General features: G+C 75.4%; 20 protein-coding genes. 15 read left to right on the forward strand and 5 right to left on the reverse strand.

Annotated features, from left to right (window positions below):
* Positions 1–43 precede the first annotated feature (43 nt).
* The 8 genes from ACZ55U_RS22230 to ACZ55U_RS22265 all read left to right on the forward strand — a co-directional run bounded on the left by ACZ55U_RS22230 (position 44) and on the right by ACZ55U_RS22265 (position 8,499).
* The gene (locus ACZ55U_RS22230; RefSeq protein WP_465528113.1) at positions 44–1,204 is read left to right on the forward strand and encodes an NAD(P)/FAD-dependent oxidoreductase; all 1,161 of its coding nucleotides are present in this window, start codon (positions 44–46) and stop codon (positions 1,202–1,204) included.
* A gap of 152 nt (positions 1,205–1,356) precedes the next feature.
* Positions 1,357–1,674, forward strand: coding sequence for a (2Fe-2S)-binding protein (locus tag ACZ55U_RS22235; RefSeq protein WP_380729979.1), 318 nt, complete (start codon positions 1,357–1,359; stop codon positions 1,672–1,674).
* Positions 1,655–3,055 (forward strand): FAD-dependent oxidoreductase, encoded by a 1,401-nt coding sequence (locus tag ACZ55U_RS22240; protein WP_465528115.1) that lies wholly within the window; start codon positions 1,655–1,657, stop codon positions 3,053–3,055. Before ACZ55U_RS22235 ends, ACZ55U_RS22240 begins: the two co-directional genes overlap by 20 nt.
* A 126-nt stretch (positions 3,056–3,181) precedes the next feature.
* Entirely contained in the window at positions 3,182–4,045 is an 864-nt protein-coding gene (locus ACZ55U_RS22245) for a dihydrodipicolinate synthase family protein (protein WP_465528171.1), read from the forward strand.
* 42 nt (positions 4,046–4,087) lie between these two features.
* Entirely contained in the window at positions 4,088–5,092 is a 1,005-nt protein-coding gene (locus ACZ55U_RS22250; RefSeq protein ID WP_465528117.1) for a proline racemase family protein, read from the forward strand.
* A 28-nt stretch (positions 5,093–5,120) separates the two neighbouring features.
* Complete coding sequence (locus ACZ55U_RS22255) at positions 5,121–6,494, forward strand: aldehyde dehydrogenase family protein (protein WP_465528173.1); 1,374 nt, start codon at positions 5,121–5,123, stop codon at positions 6,492–6,494.
* The gene (locus tag ACZ55U_RS22260; RefSeq protein ID WP_465528119.1) at positions 6,494–7,522 is read left to right on the forward strand and encodes a proline racemase family protein; all 1,029 of its coding nucleotides are present in this window, start codon (positions 6,494–6,496) and stop codon (positions 7,520–7,522) included. Before ACZ55U_RS22255 ends, ACZ55U_RS22260 begins: the two co-directional genes overlap by 1 nt.
* Positions 7,523–7,551: 29 nt before the next feature.
* Positions 7,552–8,499, forward strand: coding sequence for an ornithine cyclodeaminase family protein (locus ACZ55U_RS22265; protein WP_465528121.1), 948 nt, complete (start codon positions 7,552–7,554; stop codon positions 8,497–8,499).
* Between the two features lie 79 nt (positions 8,500–8,578).
* Here the strand turns inward: ACZ55U_RS22265 and ACZ55U_RS22270 are convergent, their stop codons facing one another.
* On the reverse strand, positions 8,579–8,908 hold the full coding sequence (locus tag ACZ55U_RS22270) for a hypothetical protein (protein WP_465528123.1): 330 nt from the start codon (positions 8,906–8,908) through the stop codon (positions 8,579–8,581).
* Between the two features lie 30 nt (positions 8,909–8,938).
* Positions 8,939–9,529 (reverse strand): TetR/AcrR family transcriptional regulator, encoded by a 591-nt coding sequence (locus ACZ55U_RS22275; RefSeq protein WP_465528125.1) that lies wholly within the window; start codon positions 9,527–9,529, stop codon positions 8,939–8,941.
* A 106-nt stretch (positions 9,530–9,635) separates the two neighbouring features.
* Here ACZ55U_RS22275 and ACZ55U_RS22280 point away from each other — a divergent pair, with 106 nt between their 5' ends.
* The 3 genes from ACZ55U_RS22280 to ACZ55U_RS22290 all read left to right on the forward strand — a co-directional run bounded on the left by ACZ55U_RS22280 (position 9,636) and on the right by ACZ55U_RS22290 (position 12,099).
* A complete protein-coding gene (locus ACZ55U_RS22280) occupies positions 9,636–10,517 on the forward strand; it encodes an NAD(P)-dependent oxidoreductase (RefSeq protein WP_465528127.1) in 882 nt (293 codons plus the stop codon).
* Between the two features lie 178 nt (positions 10,518–10,695).
* A complete protein-coding gene (locus ACZ55U_RS22285) occupies positions 10,696–11,409 on the forward strand; it encodes a GntR family transcriptional regulator (protein WP_465528129.1) in 714 nt (237 codons plus the stop codon).
* 93 nt (positions 11,410–11,502) lie between these two features.
* Positions 11,503–12,099 carry a Uma2 family endonuclease gene (locus tag ACZ55U_RS22290; RefSeq protein WP_465528131.1) on the forward strand — a complete coding sequence of 199 codons (597 nt, stop codon included), beginning with the start codon at positions 11,503–11,505 and terminating at the stop codon, positions 12,097–12,099.
* Between the two features lies 1 nt (position 12,100).
* Here ACZ55U_RS22290 and ACZ55U_RS22295 read toward each other — a convergent pair whose 3' ends face one another.
* Entirely contained in the window at positions 12,101–12,781 is a 681-nt protein-coding gene (locus ACZ55U_RS22295; protein ID WP_465528133.1) for an ABC transporter ATP-binding protein, read from the reverse strand.
* A gap of 73 nt (positions 12,782–12,854) precedes the next feature.
* Positions 12,855–13,931 carry an ABC transporter permease gene (locus ACZ55U_RS22300; protein WP_465528135.1) on the reverse strand — a complete coding sequence of 359 codons (1,077 nt, stop codon included), beginning with the start codon at positions 13,929–13,931 and terminating at the stop codon, positions 12,855–12,857.
* A 165-nt stretch (positions 13,932–14,096) separates the two neighbouring features.
* Here ACZ55U_RS22300 and ACZ55U_RS22305 point away from each other — a divergent pair, with 165 nt between their 5' ends.
* The 4 genes from ACZ55U_RS22305 to ACZ55U_RS22320 all read left to right on the forward strand — a co-directional run bounded on the left by ACZ55U_RS22305 (position 14,097) and on the right by ACZ55U_RS22320 (position 17,394).
* Complete coding sequence (locus tag ACZ55U_RS22305; protein ID WP_465528137.1) at positions 14,097–15,302, forward strand: sensor histidine kinase; 1,206 nt, start codon at positions 14,097–14,099, stop codon at positions 15,300–15,302.
* Positions 15,299–15,925 (forward strand): response regulator transcription factor, encoded by a 627-nt coding sequence (locus tag ACZ55U_RS22310; protein WP_465528139.1) that lies wholly within the window; start codon positions 15,299–15,301, stop codon positions 15,923–15,925. The genes ACZ55U_RS22305 and ACZ55U_RS22310 overlap by 4 nt, the downstream gene beginning before the upstream one ends.
* Positions 15,926–15,973: 48 nt before the next feature.
* The gene (locus ACZ55U_RS22315; RefSeq protein WP_465528141.1) at positions 15,974–16,996 is read left to right on the forward strand and encodes a nitronate monooxygenase; all 1,023 of its coding nucleotides are present in this window, start codon (positions 15,974–15,976) and stop codon (positions 16,994–16,996) included.
* A 209-nt stretch (positions 16,997–17,205) separates the two neighbouring features.
* Complete coding sequence (locus ACZ55U_RS22320) at positions 17,206–17,394, forward strand: XRE family transcriptional regulator (protein WP_465528143.1); 189 nt, start codon at positions 17,206–17,208, stop codon at positions 17,392–17,394.
* Between the two features lie 16 nt (positions 17,395–17,410).
* Here the strand turns inward: ACZ55U_RS22320 and ACZ55U_RS22325 are convergent, their stop codons facing one another.
* Positions 17,411–18,907, reverse strand: coding sequence for an aminopeptidase P family protein (locus ACZ55U_RS22325; RefSeq protein ID WP_465528145.1), 1,497 nt, complete (start codon positions 18,905–18,907; stop codon positions 17,411–17,413).
* Positions 18,908–18,976: the final 69 nt, after the last annotated feature.

Raw genomic sequence — 18,976 nt, forward strand, 5'->3', positions numbered from 1 at the left:
ACGCCCTCTGGTCAGAGTCGATGGCATGTGACATATTACTGGTGTGCTGAAGAACCGCAGACCTCCGCTGGACGTCGTCGTGGTCGGCGCCGGTGTGGTCGGCGCCGCCTGCGCCTACTACGCCTCCCGCGCCGGGCTCGCCGTCGCCGTCGTGGACCGCGGCCCGGTGGCCGGCGGCACCACCGGCGCGGGCGAGGGCAACCTGCTCGTCTCCGACAAGGAGCCCGGCCCGGAACTCGGCCTCGCCCTGCTCAGCAGCCGGCTCTGGCGCGAACTCGCCGAGCTGCTCGGCCCGGCGATCGAGTACGAGGCCAAGGGCGGTCTGGTGGTCGCCCCGACCGCCGCCGGGCAGGAAGCGCTGCGGGCCTTCGCCGCCGGGCAGCGGGCGGCCGGGGTCGAGGCCGAGGAGGTGCCCGGCGAGCGGCTGCGCGAGCTGGAGCCCCACCTGGCCGAGGGCCTGGCCGGCGGCTTCCACTACCCGCAGGACGCCCAGGTCCAGCCCGCCCTCGCCGCCGCCCACCTGCTGCGCGAAGCCCGCCGGCTGGGCGCCGAGCTGATCACCGGGGAGAGCGTGACGGCGGTGGACCGGGGCCCGGACGGCGCCGTGCGGGGCGTGCGGACCGACCGGCGGAGCCTGGCCGCGCCCGCCGTGGTCAACGCCGCCGGGACGTGGGGCGGCGAACTGGCCGCGATGGCCGGGGTGCACCTGCCGGTGCTGCCCCGGCGCGGCTTCGTGCTGGTCACCGAGCCGCTGCCGCGGGTCGTACGGCACAAGGTGTACGCCGCCGACTACGTCGCCAACGTGGCCAGCGGCTCGGCCGGGCTGGAGACCTCCGCCGTGGTCGAGGGCACCCCGGGCGGGCCGGTGCTGATCGGCGCCAGCCGGGAGCGGGTCGGCTTCGACCGCACGCTCTCCCAGGAGGTGCTGCGCCGGCTGGCCGCCCAGGCCGCGGAACTCTTCCCGGTGCTCGCCGACGTCTCCGTGCTGCGCGCCTACCGGGGCTTCCGCCCGTACCTGCCGGACCACCTCCCGGCCGTCGGGGCGGACCCCAGGGTGCCCGGGCTCTACCACGCCTGCGGGCACGAGGGGGCCGGCATCGGGCTGGCCCCGGCGACCGGGCTGCTGATCAGCGAGCAGCTCACCGGCAAGCAGCCGGAACAGGACCTCGCCCCGTTCCGGGCGGATCGCTTCCCGGCCGGGTGACGGCCCGGCCGGGAAACCACCCGCAGGCGTGGGATCCCCCGCCGGGGCCGTGGGACGGGCCCGTGAGGCGGACCCGCTTCCGCGTCAGACGGACCCGAGATGGAACCGAGATGGACCCGCGAGATGGAGCCGTGAGATTGGAGAGGCCGCCGATGCGCCGCCGCACCCCCGCCGGGCTGGTCGAGGCCGAGCCCGGGCCCGCCCACCTGATCGAGTTCGACGGACGGCCCGTCCCCGCGCTGCCCGGCCAGTCGATCGCCGCCGCGCTCTGGGCCGACGGCGTGCTCGCCTGGCGCACCACCCGGGTCGGCGGGAAGCCGCGCGGGGCGTTCTGCGGCATCGGCGCCTGCTTCGACTGCCTGGCCACCGTGGACGGCCGCCCCAACCAGCGCACCTGCCTGCTGCCCGCCGAACCGGGCACCACCGTCACCACCCAGGAGGGCCACGGCCGTGCCGACCTCGCCGTCTGAGACCTTCGACCTCGCCGTGGTGGGCGCCGGACCGGCCGGGCTGGCCGCCGCCGTCACCGCGGCCGACCTCGGGTTGAGCTGCGTCCTGCTGGACGGCGGACAGCGCACCGGCGGCCAGTACTACCGCCACCCGGCGCCCGGACTGGGCGCGGCCCGCCCGGACCGGCTGCACCACCACTGGTCCGCCTACACCGACCTCGCCGACCGGCTGGACGCCTCGGCGCGGGCCCGGTTCCGGGGCGGCCACCAGGTCTGGGCGCTGGAGCGCACCGGGGACGGCTTCGCGCTGCACGTCAGCCGCGGGCCGGAGGGCACCGACCGGGCCACCGTCCGGTCCCGGTCGGTGCTGCTCGCCACCGGCGCGTACGAGCGGCAGCTGCCGTTCCCCGGCTGGACCCTGCCCGGGGTGGTCACCGCGGGCGGCGCCCAGGCCATGCTCAAGGCCGGACTGGTGCTGCCCGGGAAGCGGATCGTGGTGGCCGGCAGCGGCCCGCTGCTGCTCGCGGCGGCCTCCTCGCTGGTCGCCGCCGGAGCCGAGGTGCCCGCGGTGGTCGAGGCCACCGGCTACCTCGGGTACGCCCGGCGCCCCGGCGTGCTGGCGGGCGTGCCCGGCAAGCTGGTCGAGGGCGCCGGGCACGGCGGAGCGCTGCTGCGCCACGGCGTGCGGCTGCGCCCGCGCGGCGCGGTGGTCGAGGCGCACGGGACGGACCGGGTCACCGGCGTCACGGTGGCCCGGCTGGACGCCGACTGGCGGCCGGTGGCCGGCACCGAGCGGCGGATCGACTGCGACGCGCTCGCCGTCGGCCACGGGCTGCTGCCGCAGATCGACCTGGCCACCGAGCTGGGCGCGCGGACGCGGACCGGACCGGACGGCGCGGTCGCGCTGGCGGTGGACGCCCGGCTGCGCACCAGCGTGCCCGGGCTCTGGTCGGCGGGGGAGACCAACGGCGTCGGCGGCGCCGACCTCGCCCTCGTCGAGGGCGAGCTGGCCGCGCACGCCGTCGCCGGGGTGCGGCCCGCCTCCGGGCTGCTGCGCCGCCGGGCGCGGCTGCGGGCCTTCGCCGACCTGATGGCCGCCGCCCACCGGCCCGGCCCCGGCTGGACCGGTTGGCTGCGCCCGGACACCGAGGTCTGCCGGTGCGAGGAGGTGCCGGTGGCGGCGGTCCGGGAGGCCGTCGACGAGCTGGGCGCGGGCGATCCGCGCACCGTCAAGCTGCTCACCCGGGCCGGGATGGGCTGGTGCCAGGGGCGGATGTGCGGCCCGGCGGTGGCCTGTCTGGCGGGTTCGGGTTCGGGTTCGGGAGCGCCGGGGCCGGACCGGCGGCCGCTGGGCTGCCCGGTGCCGCTCTCCCAGCTGGCGGCGGGGCCGGTCCCCGAGTAGCGACCGTCTTTCGGGCGGGCCGGGGAGCTTGTCTCGGTCCGATCCGGCTTATAAAATGTCACACCTCATCAAGGAGTCCACGTGTCCATCACCTCGCACGACACCACCCGCCCCTGGCGCGGGATCATGGTCGCCACCACGCTGCCGCTGCGACCGGACCACTCCGTCGACTACGACGCCTACGCCGAGCACGTCCGCCGGCTGATCGACTCCGGCTGCGAGGGCGTCGTCCCCAACGGCTCGCTGGGCGAGTACCAGACGCTGACCGCCGAGGAGCGCGCCCGGGTGGTCGAGGTCGCGGTCGAGGCGGCCGGCGAGGGCTCCCGGGTGATGCCCGGGGTGGCCGCGTACGGCAGCGCCGAGTCCCGCCGCTGGGCCGAGCAGGCCGCCGAGGCCGGCGCCGGCTCCGTGCTGCTGCTGCCGCCGAACGCCTACCGCGCCGACCGGGCCTCGGTGCGCGCCCACTACGCCGAGGTCGCCAAGGCGGGCCTGCCGGTCGTGGCGTACAACAACCCGATCGACACCAAGGTGGACCTCGTCCCCGAACTGCTCGCCCAGCTGCACGGCGAGGGCTCGATCGTGGCGGTCAAGGAGTTCAGCGGCGACGTCCGCCGGGCGTACGAGATCGCCGAGCTGGCCCCCGGGCTCGACCTGCTGATCGGCGCGGACGACGTCCTGCTGGAGCTGGCGCTGGCGGGCGCGGTCGGCTGGGTCGCCGGTTACCCGAACGCGCTGCCGGCGGCCTCGGTGGCGCTCTACGACGCCGCCGTGCGGCACGACCTGGAGAGCGCGCTGCCGCTCTACCGGGCGCTGCACTCGCTGCTGCGCTGGGACTCCAAGACCGAGTTCGTCCAGGCGATCAAGCTCTCGATGGACATCGCCGGGCGCCCCGGCGGCCCGGTGCGGGCCCCGCGGGTGCCGCTCTCCCCGGAGGCCGAGGCGGCCGTGCGCGCGGCCACCGAGAAGGCGCTGGCCGACGGCCTCGTCTGACCGCACCCCCAACCATCCGACCCTCCACGGGAGTTGTGACCCATGCGCAGCCGTCATGTGTTCCACGCCGTCGACTCGCACACCGAGGGCATGCCGACCCGGGTGATCACCGGTGGCTTCGGCGTCATCCCCGGGGCCACCATGGCCGAGCGCCGGGTGCACTTCCAGGAGCACCTGGACCACTTCCGCACCCTGCTGATGTACGAGCCGCGCGGCCACGCGGCGATGAGCGGCGCGGTCCTCCAGCCGCCGACCCGGCCCGACGCCGACTTCGGGGTGCTCTACATCGAGGTCTCCGGACTGCTGCCGATGTGCGGCCACGGCACCATCGGGGTCGCCACCGTGCTGGTCGAGACCGGGATGGTGCCGGTGGTCGAGCCGGTCACCACCGTCCGGCTGGACACCCCGGCCGGGCTGGTGGTCGCCGAGGTGAGGGTCGAGGACGGCGCCGCCAAGGCGGTGACCATCCGCAACGTGCCGTCCTACGCGGTGGCCCTGGACCGCAAGATCGAGGTGCCCGGCCACGGCACGGTGACCTACGACCTCGCGTACGGCGGCAACTTCTACGCCGTCCTGCCGCTCGCCGAGTTCGGGCTTCCCTTCGAGCGCGAGCGCAAGCAGGAGATCCTGGACGCGGGCCTGGCGATGATGGCGGCGATCAACGCGGGCCCGGACCGGCCGGTCCACCCGGAGAACCCCTCCATCCACGGCTGCCACCACGTCCAGCTGCTCGCCCCCGGCTCCACCGCCGAGCACTCCCGGCACGCGATGGCCATCCACCCGGGCTGGTTCGACCGCTCGCCCTGCGGCACCGGCACCTCGGCCCGGATGGCCCAGCTGCACGCGCGCGGCGAGCTGCCGCTCGGGCAGGACTTCCGCAACGACTCCTTCATCGGGACCACCTTCACCGGGCGGCTGGTGGAGGAGACCGAGGTGGCGGGGCTGCCCGCGGTGGTGCCCACCGTCACCGGGCGGGCCTGGATCACCGGCACCGCCCAGTACTTCCTCGACCCGAGCGACCCGTTCCCGGCGGGCTTCCTGCTCTGACCCTCCCGTACGAACCTCTCCCGAAGGGCTGCCGGCCGTGACCATCACCTCGTACAACCCCGCCGATCCGGACGACCTGGTGGTCGCCGTCGAGGAGCCCGGCGCCGAGGCCGTGCGGGCCGCCGTGGGGCGGGCCCGGGCGGCGCAGGGCGGCTGGCTCGCCTCCGGGGCCGCCGCCCGGTCGGCGGCGCTCGGCCGGATCGCGGACGCCGTGGACGCGCACGCCGGGGAGCTGACCGCGCTGATCGTGCGCGAGGTCGGCAAGCCGGCGGCCGAGGCGGCCGGCGAGGTCGCCCGGACGGCGGCGATCTGGCGCTACTACGCGCAGGCGCCGTACGCGCCGTCCGGGGCGGTGCACGAGACCGCCGCCGGGCCCGGGCTGCTGCTCACCCGGCGCCGGCCGTACGGGGTGGCCGGGCTGATCGCACCGTGGAACTTCCCGCTGGCGATCCCGAGTTGGAAGGCCGCGCCGGCCCTCGCGGTCGGCAACGTGGTGGTGCTCAAGCCCGCCCCCGAGGCGACGGCCTGCGCGCTGCGGCTGGCGGAGCTGGTGGGGGAGGCCGGGCTCCCCGAGGACGTGTTCACGGTGCTGCCCGGCGGGGCGCGGGAGGGCGCGGCGCTGGTCGACGCGGCGGACGTGGTCTCCTTCACCGGCTCGACCGGCGTCGGCCGGGCCGTGGTGCGGGCCGCGACCGAGCGCGGGGTGCCGGTGCAGGCCGAACTGGGCGGACTGAACGCGGCGTTGGTGCTCCCGGACGCGGACATCGCGCTCGCCGCCGGGCACCTCGCCGCGGCCATCGCCGGGTATGCCGGGCAGAAGTGCACCGCCACCAGCCGGGTGATCGCGGTCGGCGCCGCGTACGAGCCGCTGCGCGAGGCGCTGGTGAAGGCACTCGCGGCGGTCGACGACGCGGTCTGCGGGCCGCTGATCAACCGCGCCGCGCGGGAGCGGCTGACCGGCGCCGTCTCCTCGGCGGCCGGAGCCGGGGCCGTGGTGCTGGCGGGCGGCGGGGTGCCCGAGCGGGCCGGCTGGTACGTCGAGCCGACCCTGCTCGCCGACGTCCCGGCCGAACACCCGCTGGCCCGCGAGGAGTTCTTCGGCCCGGTCGCGGTGCTGCACGCCGCGGCCGACCTGGACGAGGCGATCGCGCTCGCCAACGACACCCCGCACAGCCTCTCCACCTCGGTGCACACCCGCAGCCTGGACGTGGCGCTGGCCGCCGCCGACCGGCTGGACGCGGGCATGGTCCGGGTCAACGCCCCGTCCAGCGGCGTCGACTTCCACCTGCCCTTCGGCGGGGCCAAGGGCGCGAGCCACGGCGACCGCGAACAGGGCCAGGCGGCCCTGGACTTCTACACCGTCAGCCGGACCGTCAGCGTGCTGCCCGGCGGGGGTGCCTGATGTACGTCCGCACCGTCGACTACCACGCGGGCGGCGAGCCGTTCCGGATCGTGCTGGACGGGGCGCCGCCGATCCCCGGTGACACCGTCGCCGAGCGCCGCGCCGTCGTGCTCGGCGCGGGAGGCAGCGCGACCGCGCCCCGGCCGAGCCCGCTGGACACCGTCCGGCAGCTGCTCGCCCGGGAGCCGCGCGGCCACGCCGGGATGTACGGCGGCTTCCTGGTGCCGCCGGACGACGACGGGGCGCACCTCGGGGTGCTGTTCTGGCACAAGGACGGCTACTCCACCGCCTGCGGGCACGGCACCATCGCGCTCGGCGCCTGGGCGGTGGACTCCGGGCTGGTGGCGGCCCCGGCGGACGGCGTGGCGCCGGTGCGGATCGACGTGCCGTCCGGCCGGGTCACCGCACTGGTGCACCGGGCAGGCGGGCGGACCACCGGGGTGACCTTCCGCAACGTGCCCAGCCGGGTGGCGGAGGTGAAGCTGCCGGTGGAGACCTCGCGGGGCACCGTGGAGGTCGCGGTGGCGCACTCCGGCGCCTGCTACGCCTCGGTGCCGGCGGCCTCGCTGGGGCTCGCCGTGGAAGCGGCGCAACTGCCCGAACTCACCGCCGTGGGGCGGGAGATCAGGTCGGCACTGGCCGGATCGGCGGCGGTCGCGCACCCGTCGGACGCCCGGCTGTCGGGGGTGTACGGGGTGGTGCTGTACGACGAACTGACCTCGCCCGACGGCGGATTGAGCCAGCGGAACGTCACCGTCTTCGCGGACGGGCAGATCGACCGCTCGCCCTGCGGCTCCGGCACCTCGGCCCGCCTCGCCGTGCTCGCCGCCGAGGGGCGGCTGGCCCCCGGTGAGCCGCTGCGGCACGAATCCGTCATCGGCACCGTCTTCACCGGCCGCTACCTGCCGGGCGGCGATCCACGGGCCGAGGGCGTGGTCACCGAGGTCGCCGGGACGGCGTACCGCACCGGCGAGCACGGCTTCGTCCTGGAGCCGGGCGACGAGCTGGGGACGGGGTTCCTGCTGTGAGCCCGGGAACGTCCTCCGGTACGGGGGCTGTGCCGCTCCGGTACCTCGCACCGGAGGGCACCTCCCGGCCGCCGGGCCGGGGGAGTGTCGGCAGGGTCGCCCCCGCCGAGGCGGCGGGGGCGATCGAGCGGGTGCTGCTGGACGGGTTCGACCCGGAGGCGGCACCCGCCCGGTCGGCCGTACCGGTACCCGCCGGGGAACTGCTGCTGATGCCGGCCGCCGCCGGGCGGTACGCGGGCGTGAAGATCGCCGGGGTGGCGCCGGCCAACCCGGAGCGCGGGCTGCCCCGGATCACCGGCAGCTACCTGCTGCTGGACGGCCCCACCCTGCAGCCGCTCGCGCTGCTGGACGGCGCCGCGCTCACCGCGCTGCGCACGCCCGCCGTCACCGCGGTCGCGCTGCGGCGGCTGGCTGTGCCGGAGGCCGGGCACCTGGTGCTGTTCGGTTCCGGGCCGCAGGCCTACGGGCACCTGGACGCGCTGCTCGCCGTCCGGCCGCTGACCAGGCTCACCGTGGTGGCGCGCGACGCCGGACGGGCGCGGGCGCTGGCGGCGTACGGGCACGGGCTCGGCCTGACGGCCGGTGTCGGTGGGCCGGAGGCGGTCGCGTCGGCGGATCTGGTGGTCTGCTGCACCACCGCGCGCACCCCGCTGTTCGACGGCGCCCTGGTGCCCGCGCACGCGGTGGTGGCGGCGGTCGGCTCGCACGAGCCGGACGCGCGGGAGGTGGACGCGGCGCTGGTCCACCGGGCCGAGCTGTACGTGGAGGCGCGCTCGGTCGCGGCCCGGGAGGCCGGGGACCTGCTGCTGGCGGACGTGGCCGGGCGGCGGCCGTGGAACCTCGCGGAGCTGGTGCGCGGCGAGGCGCCGGTGCCGGACGGGCGGCCGCGGTTCTTCAAGAGCGTCGGAATGGCCTGGGAGGACCTGGCGGTCGCGGCGCGGGTGTACCGGCGGGCCGCGGGTGATGCCGCGCCGTGAGGCCGCCGGGGTGCGAGGGCCGCCCGGGTGTGAGGCCCGTCGGGGTGTGAGGGCCGCGCGGGTGTGAGGGCCGCCCGGGTCAGTCGCCGTGGAGGCACAGCCAGCTGCCCGGGGTGGCGGCGCAGTGGGCGAGCAGGTTGCGCAGGTCCCGGACGGCCGCCCGCTGCGCCTCGTCGGTGCAGCGGGCGAGCAGGGCGGTGGCCTCCTCGAAGGCGGCGCCCGCGTCCTGCTCGTTGAACAGGGTGTCGCCGTACGGGTCGATCCGGCCGAGCCGGTGGTCGGAGGGCCGGGCGTGCTCGGCGAGCGCCTCGGCGAGGGCGCCGCCGTGGCCGGTCGACAGGTGCAGCACGGCGGGGCTCCGGCGCCCGCCCTGCGGGCGGCCGTCGTACAGCGCCACTTCGATCGACAAGTCCTTTGCTCCTGGCGGGAGTCGGGGCGGTCAGCGGTAGGTCGAGAGCAGCCGGGCCAGGTGCCGGCCGGTGACCAGCAGGGGCTCCTCGCTGCGGGCGACCTGGGCGGCGAGTTCGGCGCCCTCAAGGGTGTTGATGACGGTGCCGGCCAGTTCGCGGGCGTCCTCCTCGCCGATCCCGGCGGCGCGCAGCCGTTCCTCCACGATGGCCCGCCAGTTGGCGAAGGCCTCGGCCACGGCCTGCTCGATCACCGGGGCCCGGCCGACTGTCTCCAGCGCGGTGCTGGTGATCGGGCAGCCGTCCTGCCAGTCGGAGGCGCGCAGTTCGGTGGCGAGCAGCCGGGTGCAGGCGGTCACCGCCTCGGCGAGGTCCGCCGAGGAGTCCAGCCCGGCCCGCAGCAGGACGGCGAACTCCTCGTCCCCGTGCCGGATCGCCTCGGCGGCCAACTCCTGCTTCCCGCCCGGGAAGAAGTGGTAGACGGAGCCGAGGGTGGCCTCGGCCTCGCGGGAGATCTGCTTGATCCCGGTGCCCTCGTACCCCTGGCGTTGCAGCAGTCGGGAGGTGGCCCGGACGATCCGCTCGCGGGTGCCGACGGTGACGGTCTTCTCCGGAGTCTTCACGGCGTGATCCTATCCGATGGGATGAATAGAGCGTTCGTTCTAGAGCCGTGCTAGCGTCAGCTCCGGCGCTCTGGATAGAGCGTTCGTTCCAGTGGAGGGGAAGCACATGCCTGTGGAGCAGCACTCGAAGAATTCCGTGACGGTGATCGGGCTCGGCCCGATGGGGCGGGCCATGGCCGGGGCGTTCCTGGACGCCGGGTACGCCGTCACGGTGTGGAACCGTACGGCCGCGCGGGCCGGTGAACTGGTCGCCAGGGGAGCGGAGCCGGCGCCGAGCGCGGAGGCGGCGGTGGCGGCGAACGAACTGGTGGTGCTCAGCCTCACCGACTACGGCGCGGTGCTCGCCGTGCTGGAGTCGGCCGAGCCGGCGCTGGCGGGGAAGGCCGTGGCGAACCTGAGTTCGGACACCCCCGAGCGGGCCAGGGAGGTCGCCCGCTGGCTCGCCGAGCGCGGGGCCGGGCACCTGACCGGCGGCGTGCAGGTGCCGCCGTCGGGCATCGGCAACCCCGGGTCGTCCACCTTCTACAGCGGGCCGGCCGAGCTGTTCGAGCGGCACCGGGCGGCACTGGAGGTGCTCACCGGGGCCGACTACCGGGGTGAGGACCCGGGGCTGGCGCAGCTGTACTACCAGATCCAGATGGACCTGTTCTGGACCTCGATGGTCGGCTACCTGCACGCCACCGCGATCGCCGAGGCCAACGGCATCCCGGCCGAGGACTTCCGGCCGTACGCCGTCTCCACCGCCTCGCTGATGCCGCGGATGGTCGAGTTCTACGCGCCGCGGATCACCGCCGGGGACCACGGCGGGGACGTCGACCGGCTGGTCATGGCGCTCGCGAGCATCGAGCACGTGCGGCACACCGCCGAGGCCTCCGGGGTGGACGGCGAACTGCCGGCGCTGCTGGCGCGGACGGTCCGGCGGGGCGTCGAGGCCGGGAACGGCGCGGCCAGCCTGAGCACCCTGGTGGAGCAGTTCCGCCGGGCGTAGCCCTGCGTACGGGTGGCGGAGCGCGCGCCGTCGGCCGTTCCCGCGGCCGACGGCCGCCGCCACCACGGCTTTTGGGTGCCGCGGGGGCCGGCCGGCGGTGTTCGCATCGCGGACGGTTGCGTACGCAACGTAACGTGACATTGTACGCTGGTGTTCTGCACCCATCCGGAGGAACACCATGGCCGACCTCAAATCCCGCACCCTGATCTCCGTCCAGGAGCGGCTTCGCGACCAGGTCGCCCACGCACTCCGGGCGGCCCTGATCTCCGGCGAACTGCGCCCCGGCGTCGTCTACTCCGCACCCGCGCTCGCCGCCGACTTCGGCGTCTCCGCGACCCCGGTCCGCGAGGCCATGCTCGACCTCGCCCGCGAGGGCCTGGTCGAGGCCGTCCGCAACAAGGGCTTCCGGGTCACCGAGCTCACCGAGCGGGACCTGGACGACTACACCGAGATCCGCGCCCTGATCGAGGTCCCGACCGTCGGCCGGGTCGCGCGCACCGCCACCAGGGAACAGCTGGAGCGGCTGCGCCCGCAGGCCGAGGCGATCGTCGCGGCGGCGCGCAAGCACGACCTGATCGGCTACCTGGAGGCCGACCGCCAGTTCCACCTGGACCTGCTCGGGCTGGCCGGCAACTCCCGGCTGGTCGACGTGGTCGGGGACCTGCGCAAGCGGTCCCGGCTGTACGGGCTGACGCGGCTGGACGAGCTGGGGCAGCTGGTCTCCTCGGCGGAGGAGCACCTGGAGCTGCTGGACCTGATGCTGGCCGGCGACGCGGAGGCGGCGGAGGCCTGCATGACCCGCCACCTCAGCCACGTCCGCTCCCTGTGGGCCGGCGAGAAGTCCGCCGAGCCGGAGCCCCCGGCGCTGCGGCTGCACTCCCGGCAGGGCTGAAACCGCTCGTTCGGGTGAAGCCCGGGGACCGGGCGCCGGGCGGCGGCCGGGCCCTACGATGATGGTCTCGACATCGGCAGCAGGAGGAATTCCATGTCCGCCGCAGCAGTGGAAGATCCCATGGAGCAGCCGACGCTGCTCGAAGCCGCCGAACTGATCTCCGAGCAGTTCCCCGGCTACCGGGTCGAGATCATCGGGAGCCAGATCACCGTGACGCCGCCACCCGACCTCAAGCACGGCCGATCGCTGACCAGGCTCATGCGCACGCTGTTCGCCGCCGGTCTCGATGAAGACGAAGCCGAGATCCTCCAGAACGTGGGCATCTGGCTCCCGGGCGGTCCGTCCGACTTCGCGATCCCGGACCTGTCGATCCTTGACGCGTACAGCGACGATCGGTTGATCGAGCGCAACTGCTACGACCCGGCGGTCTTTCGCCTCGTGCTGGAAGTGACCTCCTCCGATTTCGGCGATGACCTGAAGAAGAAGCCGGCCGCCTACGCGTCAGCAGGTGTGCCCGTCTACGTCATCGTGGACCGGGCGAACCAACGCGTGAGGGTGCTGACCGACCCCGAGGACGGCGAGTACCGGGTCCACGCCGTCCACCACCCCGGCCAGTCCTTCACGCTGCCCGAGTCGATCGGCGCGGCGGTGACGCTCTCGGTGGACGACGTGCTCATCGCCAAGAAGTAGGTCACGCCGCCGTCGGCACCGTGAGCCTGCCGTCGCGGACCTCGGCGATCTGGTCGACGGCCGTCAGGTGGGTGCGGTCGTGGGTGACCAGGACGGTGGCGGTGGCCCGGCGGTGGGTGAGGTCGGTGAGCAGGTCCAGGACGGCCGCGCCGCGTTCGTGGTCGAGGGCGCTGGTGGGTTCGTCCACCAGGAGCACCGTGGGGTCGTTCATCAGGGCGCGGGCGATGTTGACCCGCTGGCGCTGGCCGCCGGAGAGCTGGTGGGGGCGGCGGGCGGCCTGGTCGCGCAGCCCGACGGCGTCCAGGAGTTCCAGGGCGCGGGGCAGGGCGGTGCGCGGGGAGCGGCCGTCGAGGTGGGCCATCACCTGCAACTGCTCGACGGCGGTGAGCGAGGGCAGCAGGTTGGCCTGCTGGAACACGATGCCGATCCGGGTGCGGCGCAGCGCGGTGAGTTCGGCCCGGCCGAGGCCTGCGGTGTCGGTGCCGTCGATCACGACCTGGCCGGAGTCCGGGCCGATCAGGGTGGCCGCCACCGCCAGCAGGCTGGACTTGCCGGAGCCGGAGGGGCCGACGACGGCCGTGACCGAGCCCTTGGGGACGGTCAGCGAGACCTGGTCGAGCGCGGTGAGCCGGCCGTCGCCGTCCGGGTAGGTGAGGGTGACGCGGTCGAGGGTCAGGCTCATGCGGCGGCCCCGCTCCGCTCGGCGCGGGCGTTCGCCCGTGCGCACCTTTCGATGGTCACTTCGTTTCGCTCGTTCATCGGGCACTCCCCAGGGCGGTCAGCGGGTCGACGGAGGTGATCCGGCGGATGGACAGGGCCGCGCCGATCGCGCCGAGGGCGATCATGACGCCGGCGGGCAGCAGGAGGGTCGGGGCGTCCAGCACGAAGGGGACGGCGGAGCCGATCAGCGAGCCGGCGCCGAGGGCGACCGCGGTGCCGAGGACGGTGCCGAGGACCAGCAGCAGGACGGCCTGGCCGAGGGCGTCGCGCAGCAGGTAGCGGGTGGAGGCGCCGAGGGCCTTGAGGACGGCGATGTCACCGCTGCGCTGGATCGTCCAGACGGTGAAGAAGGCGCCGATCACCAGGGCCGAGATGGCGAACAGGAAGCCGCGCATCAGCTGGAGGGAGCCGTTCTCCGAGGTGTAGGAGCCGATCGCGGCGAGGGCGTCGTCGCGGGTGCGGGTCTCGGTGCCGTGGCGGGCGTCGGCGGCGGCGAGGCCGGCGCCCTTCGAGGTGCCGAGCGCGATGACGGTGGCGTGGCCCGCGCCGCCGGGCGCGGCCTGCTGCCAGTCGCCGAGGCTGGTCCAGACCACCGGGGTGTGGCTGTACGCGGCGTCGCCCTCGACGGCGGCGACCCGCAGCGGGTGCCCGGCCAGGGTGAAGTCGGCGCCGGGAGCGAGGCCGCCCAGGTTCTCGGCGGCGGTCCTGGAGAGCACCGCCCGGCCGGGGGCGATGAGGCCGCCCTGCGGGGCGAGCCCGGAGCCGTCCGGGACGCCGAAGGCGGACAGCGCGGCGGTGCGCTTCCCGGCGGCGGCCTTGGTGGTGGTGATGCCGAGGGGCTGGGCGGAGGTGACGCCGGGCTCGCGGGCCCAGGCCTGCCACTGGTCGGGGGTGACCTGGGAGTCGGTGAAGGAGAGCTTCTGCCCGTCCGCCGGTCTGCCGAAGACCAGGTGGTCGGCGGGCAGGCCGGTGATGGCGGAGATGTTCTGGCGGCCGAGCCCGGCCGTCAGCCCGGACAGCAGGCCGACCAGGACGGTGATCAGCACGATGACGGTTCCCATCAGGGCGAACCGGCCCTTGGCGAACCTCAGGTCCCTCCAGGCGACGAACAACGGCGGGCCTTTCCTAGGCGGTGGACTTCCGACGCTCCCACCGTCGTGGACCGAGGGCCCCGGAGGCATCGCGCCGGGGATTGCATCCTGGGCATCGAAGGGCCGAGGCCGGGTTCAACCCTTTGATTGATGCCGCGAGCCGGGCGCAGAACCTACCCTGGGCGGATGGCGACCGAACGATCCAGAACCACCCCCGTCGCCCGCGTCCTCCAGGTCTGCCTGCACCTGCTCGTGGCGGGCCTGCTGGCGCTCGCCGTCGCCCGGGCCGTCTTCGCCGAGCGGGGCGGCGATCCGGCCGCCGTCGCGGCCGCGGCCACCGCGATGGCCGCCGTCTACACCGTCGGGCCCCAGCTGGCCGCCGTCCGGCGCTCGCGCCGGGCGGCCGGGCTCTGGCTGGCGCTGCTCGGCGTCACCTGGGCGGGCGTGCTGCTCGCCACCCAGGACGGGGTCTGGCTGGCGTTCCCGCTGTACTTCCTGGAACTGCACCTGCTGGGGCGGCGCGGCGGGCCGGTGGCCGTCGGGCTGACCGCCGCCGCGGCGATCGCCGCGTGGTCCTGGCACCAGCACAGCTTCAGCCTCGCCGCCTCGATCGGGCCCGCGCTCGGCGCGGCCGTCGCCACCGCCACCGTGCTCGGCTACCAGGCGCTGTACCGGGAGAGCGAGGAGCGGCGCCGGCTGATCGACGAGCTGACCGCCGCCCGCGCCGACCTCGCCTCCGCGCACCACGCGGCCGGGGTGCTGGCCGAGCGCGAGCGGCTCGCCCGGGAGATCCACGACACCCTCGCCCAGGGCCTCAGCTCCATCCAGCTGCTGCTGCGCGCGGCCCAGCGGGCCCTGCCGGAGCGCACCGAGGCCGCCGCCGGGTACGTCGAGCAGGCGCGGCAGGCCGCCCAGGACAACCTGGAGGAGGCCCGGAGCTTCGTCCGGGCGCTCACCCCGCCCGCGCTGGACGGCGATCCGCTGCCGGTCGCGCTGGAGCGGCTGTGCGCGACGACGACGGCGCACGGCGCGCTGCCCGTCCACCTGCACGTCTCCGGCCGCCCGGTCCGGCTGCCGGCCGCGCAGGAGGTCGCGCTGCTGCGGATCGCGCAGTCGGCGCTCGGCAACACCGTCCGGCACGCGGGAGCCGCGCGCGCCGAGGTGACTCTCAGCTACATGGAGGGCGAAGTGGCGCTGGACGTGTTCGACGACGGGGCCGGGTTCGACCCGGCGGCGGTCGCGGGCCGCACGGGCGGGGAGGGCGGGTTCGGGCTGCCCTCGATGCGGGCCCGGGCCCGGGCGCTCGGCGGCGGCTTCACGGTGGAGTCGGCGCCCGGTCAGGGGACGACGGTGGCCGTGCAGCTGCCGGTGGGCCCGGAGGCGGGCTCGTGATCCGGCTGCTCATCGCGGACGACCACCCGGTGGTGCGGGCCGGGCTGCGGGCGGTGCTGGAGTGCGAGCCGGACTTCGCCATCGTGGCGGAGGCGGCCACCGCCGAGCGGGCCGTCGAGCTGGCGGCGGAGCCGGGCGTGGATGTGGTGCTGATGGACCTCCAGTTCGGGCCGGGGTCGGCGATGAACGGGGCGCAGGCCACGGCGGCGATCACCGCCCGGGCGGGCGCGCCGCGGGTGCTGGTCGTGACCACCTACGACACCGACGCGGACACCCTGCCCGCCCTGGAGGCGGGCGCCACCGGCTACCTGCTGAAGGACGCGCCGCCGGAGGAGCTGGCCCAGGCCGTCCGGGCCGCCGCGGCCGGGCGCAGCGCGCTGGCGCCCAGCGTGGCGGACCGGCTGCTGGAGCGGATGCGGACGCCGGCGGCGGCGCTCAGCGCCCGGGAGACCGAGGTGCTGGGGCTGGTCGCGGACGGGCTGACCAACCAGCAGGTGAGCCAGCGGCTGCACCTGAGCCAGGCCACGGTGAAGTCCCATCTGGTGCACATCTACACCAAGTTGGGGGTGGACTCGCGCACCGCGGCGGTGCGGGAGTCGAGGCGGCGGGGGCTGATCCGCTGAGCGTAGGGTGGGACCGTTCCGTGCCCGTAGCAGTGTGAGGAGCGCCCGATGGCCGTCCGACTCGACGAACTCGCCGTACCGGTGATCGGTGCCCCGATGGCGGGTGGCCCCTCGACGCCCGACCTGGTCGTGGCGGTGAACCGGGCGGGCGGGCTCGGGTTCCTGGCCGCCGGCATGAAGACCGTCGAGGTGCTGGCCGAGCAGATCGCCGCCGTACGGAAGGCGACCGACCGGCCGTTCGGGGTGAACCTCTTCGTGCCGGGCGCACCCGCGGACCCGGCGGTGGTCGAGGCCTACCGGGAGCGGCTGCTGCCCGAGGCCGAGCGATGGGGCGTGGCGCTGCCGGAGGAGATCGGGCCGGACCGGGACGCCTGGGAGGCCAAGCTCGCCCTGCTGCTCGCGGACCCGGTGCCGGTGGTGTCGTACACCTTCGGGCTGCCGACGGCCGAGGAGGCCGCGGCGCTGCGGGCGGCCGGGACGACCCAGATCGCCACCGTCACCACGCCGCGGGAGGCGCTGGCGGCGCAGGCCGTCGGGATGGACGCGCTGTGCGTGCAGGGCCCGGAGGCGGGCGGGCACCGGAGCACCCACCGGGTGACGGACCGGCCGGGAGAGCTGCCGCTGCTCGAACTGCTGCCGGCCGTACGGGAGGTGACGGCGCTGCCGCTGGTCGCCGCGGGCGGGCTCGGCGACGGCGCGGCCATCGCGGCGGCGCTGCGGGCGGGGGCGGTGGCGGTGCAGCTGGGCACGGCGCTGCTGCGCTCGGACGAGTCCGGCGCCCCGGCCGCGCACCGGGCGGCGCTCACCGAACTCCGGGAGACGGCCGTCACCCGCGCCTTCACCGGCCGCCCGGCCCGCGGCCTGCGCAACGCCTTCATCGACCGCTACGGCCCGTACGCCCCGGCCGCCTACCCCGAGGTCCACCACCTCACCTCCCCGCTGCGCACCGCCGCCGCCCGCCGCGGCGACACCGACGCCATGCACCTCTGGGCCGGCACGGCGCACCGCCTGGCGCAGCCCGGCCCGGCGGAGGCGATCGTCACCGATCTGTGGCGGGCGGCGCGGGAGTAGCCCGCCGGGGGTGCGGGTCTGCGAGTGTCGTCCCCCGTGGGGGTGGGGCAACGGAACCGAGCGCGCTGATGAAGGGCCGTAGCTGGACCGAAGTGTGGGCTGAGGCGCAGCGGATCAACCCCTGGTCGGCCTCGCCGGAGGCGGCGGCGGACCGGGCTCGGATCCGGAAGGAGAACCTGGCCCGGATTCGCGGTCATGAGCCGGCCGAGATGCGGAAGGCGGCCGACCTCACTCAGAAGGAGGTGGCGGTGCTGATGGGGATGAGCCAGGCGCGGGTGTCGCAGATCGAACACGGGCAGGTGGACAGCCTGGACAACCTGCGGGCCCACGCCGCCGCCATCGGTGGCGAGGTGGAGGTCACCGTCCGGCAGGGGGAGCGGGCGATCAAGGTGGCTTGATCGCCCGCTCCCGTGCTCAGCCGAGCAGGCCGGCCATCCAGGATTCGACGTCCGCGGCCGCCCTGGGCAGGGCGCCGGACATCAGGTGGGCGCCGTCCTCGGTGATGACCAGGTCGTCCTCGATGCGGATGCCGAGGCCGCGGAGTTCGGCGGGGAGGGTCTCGTCGTCGGGCTGGAGGTAGAGGCCGGGTTCGACGGTGAGGACCATGCCCGCCTCCAGGGTGCCGTCGAGGTAGCGGTCCGCGCGGGACTTGGCGCAGTCGTGGTAGTCGAGGCCGAGCATGTGGCCGCTGCCGCAGAGGGTGTAGCGGCGGTACAGGCCGTTGTCCTCGGCGAGGGCCTCCTCGGCGGACACGGGCAGGACACCCCAGTCGGCCAGGCCCTCGGCGATCACCCGCATCGCCGCGCGGTGGAAGTCGCGGAACCGGGCGCCGGGGCGCAGGGCCGCGATGCCGGCGCTCTGGGCGGCGAGGACCAGGTCGTAGGCCTGGCGCTGGACCGGGCTGAAGGTGCCGCTGAGCGGGAGGGTGCGGGTGATGTCGGCGGCGTAGAGGGTGTCGGTCTCGACGCCGGCGTCCAGCAGCAGCAGGGAGTTCGGGTCGAGCGCGCCGTCGTTGCGGATCCAGTGCAGGACGCAGGCGTGGGCCCCGGAGGCGGCGATGGTGGTGTAGGCGGTGCCGTTGCCCTCGGCGCGGGCGCGCAGGTCGAAGACGCCCTCGATCCAGCGTTCGCCGCGGTGGTGGCGCAGGGCGGTGGGCAGGGCGCGGACGACGTCCTCGAAGCCGGTGGTGGTGTGGTCGACGGCCAGTTGCAGCTGGCCGATCTCCCACTCGTCCTTGACCAGGCGCAACTCCGAGAGGACGGCGGCCAGTTCGCCGTCCCGCACGGAGGGTCCGCGCCGCCCGGTGGCCTCGTCGACCAGCGGGTCGGTGTCGGCCAGCACCCGGGTCGGCGGCTGCGGGCCGGAGAGCAGCTTGCCGAGGTCGTCGAGGTGTTCGGTGCGCACTCCGGTGAGCCGGGCCGCCTCGGCGAGGTCGGGCCGGGCCCCGACCCAGAACTCGCCGTAGCGGCGGTCGCGGTAGAACTCGCCGCCGTCGCGCGGGGAGCGGGGCCGCAGGTAGAGGACCGGCTCGTGGCCCTCGGGGCCGGCCGGTTCGAGGACCAGGACGTGGTCGGCCTGGTCCTCGCCGGTGAGGCCGGTGAGCCAGACGTACGCGCTGTGCGGGCGGAAGCGGTGGTCGAGGTCGTTGCAGCGGACTTTGAGCCGGCCGGCCGGCACGACCAGCCGCTCGCCGGGGAAGGCGGCGGAGAGCCGGGCGCGGCGGCCGGGGAAGCGGTCGTAGCCGGGGACGCGCCGGTCGGCGGGGAGCGGGGTGGCGGCCCAGTGGGCGCCCATGAAGGAGGCGAGGGCGGGGGAGACCGGGAGGTCGTGGCTCCCGGTGTTCAGGCCGGTCGGAGGCAGGGTCACCGGTGAACTCCTGGACGGGGCTGGGGAGATGCTGTGATGCGTCATTCGTTCTGGCAACTGCTGTGTTGCTGACCTGCGGTTGGCCACTTTGTGTGGCTGGGTTTGGGGGAGAGC

The sequence above is a fragment of the Kitasatospora sp. NPDC034533 genome, from assembly GCF_055575155.1.

Bases quoted from the DNA above. Each gene is read 5' to 3' on its own strand.
- ACZ55U_RS22235 (WP_380729979.1), top strand. From the start codon at position 1,357: ATGCGCCGCCGCACCCCCGCCGGGCTGGTCGAGGCCGAGCCCGGGCCC.
- ACZ55U_RS22245 (WP_465528171.1), top strand. From the start codon at position 3,182: ATGGTCGCCACCACGCTGCCGCTGCGACCGGACCACTCCGTCGACTAC.
- ACZ55U_RS22250 (WP_465528117.1), top strand. From the start codon at position 4,088: ATGCGCAGCCGTCATGTGTTCCACGCCGTCGACTCGCACACCGAGGGC.
- ACZ55U_RS22260 (WP_465528119.1), top strand. From the start codon at position 6,494: ATGTACGTCCGCACCGTCGACTACCACGCGGGCGGCGAGCCGTTCCGG.
- ACZ55U_RS22280 (WP_465528127.1), top strand. From the start codon at position 9,636: ATGCCTGTGGAGCAGCACTCGAAGAATTCCGTGACGGTGATCGGGCTC.
- ACZ55U_RS22285 (WP_465528129.1), top strand. From the start codon at position 10,696: ATGGCCGACCTCAAATCCCGCACCCTGATCTCCGTCCAGGAGCGGCTT.
- ACZ55U_RS22290 (WP_465528131.1), top strand. From the start codon at position 11,503: ATGTCCGCCGCAGCAGTGGAAGATCCCATGGAGCAGCCGACGCTGCTC.
- ACZ55U_RS22295 (WP_465528133.1), bottom strand. From the start codon at position 12,781: ATGAGCCTGACCCTCGACCGCGTCACCCTCACCTACCCGGACGGCGAC.
- ACZ55U_RS22305 (WP_465528137.1), top strand. From the start codon at position 14,097: ATGGCGACCGAACGATCCAGAACCACCCCCGTCGCCCGCGTCCTCCAG.
- ACZ55U_RS22315 (WP_465528141.1), top strand. From the start codon at position 15,974: ATGGCCGTCCGACTCGACGAACTCGCCGTACCGGTGATCGGTGCCCCG.
- ACZ55U_RS22320 (WP_465528143.1), top strand. From the start codon at position 17,206: ATGCGGAAGGCGGCCGACCTCACTCAGAAGGAGGTGGCGGTGCTGATG.
- ACZ55U_RS22325 (WP_465528145.1), bottom strand. From the start codon at position 18,907: ATGACGCATCACAGCATCTCCCCAGCCCCGTCCAGGAGTTCACCGGTG.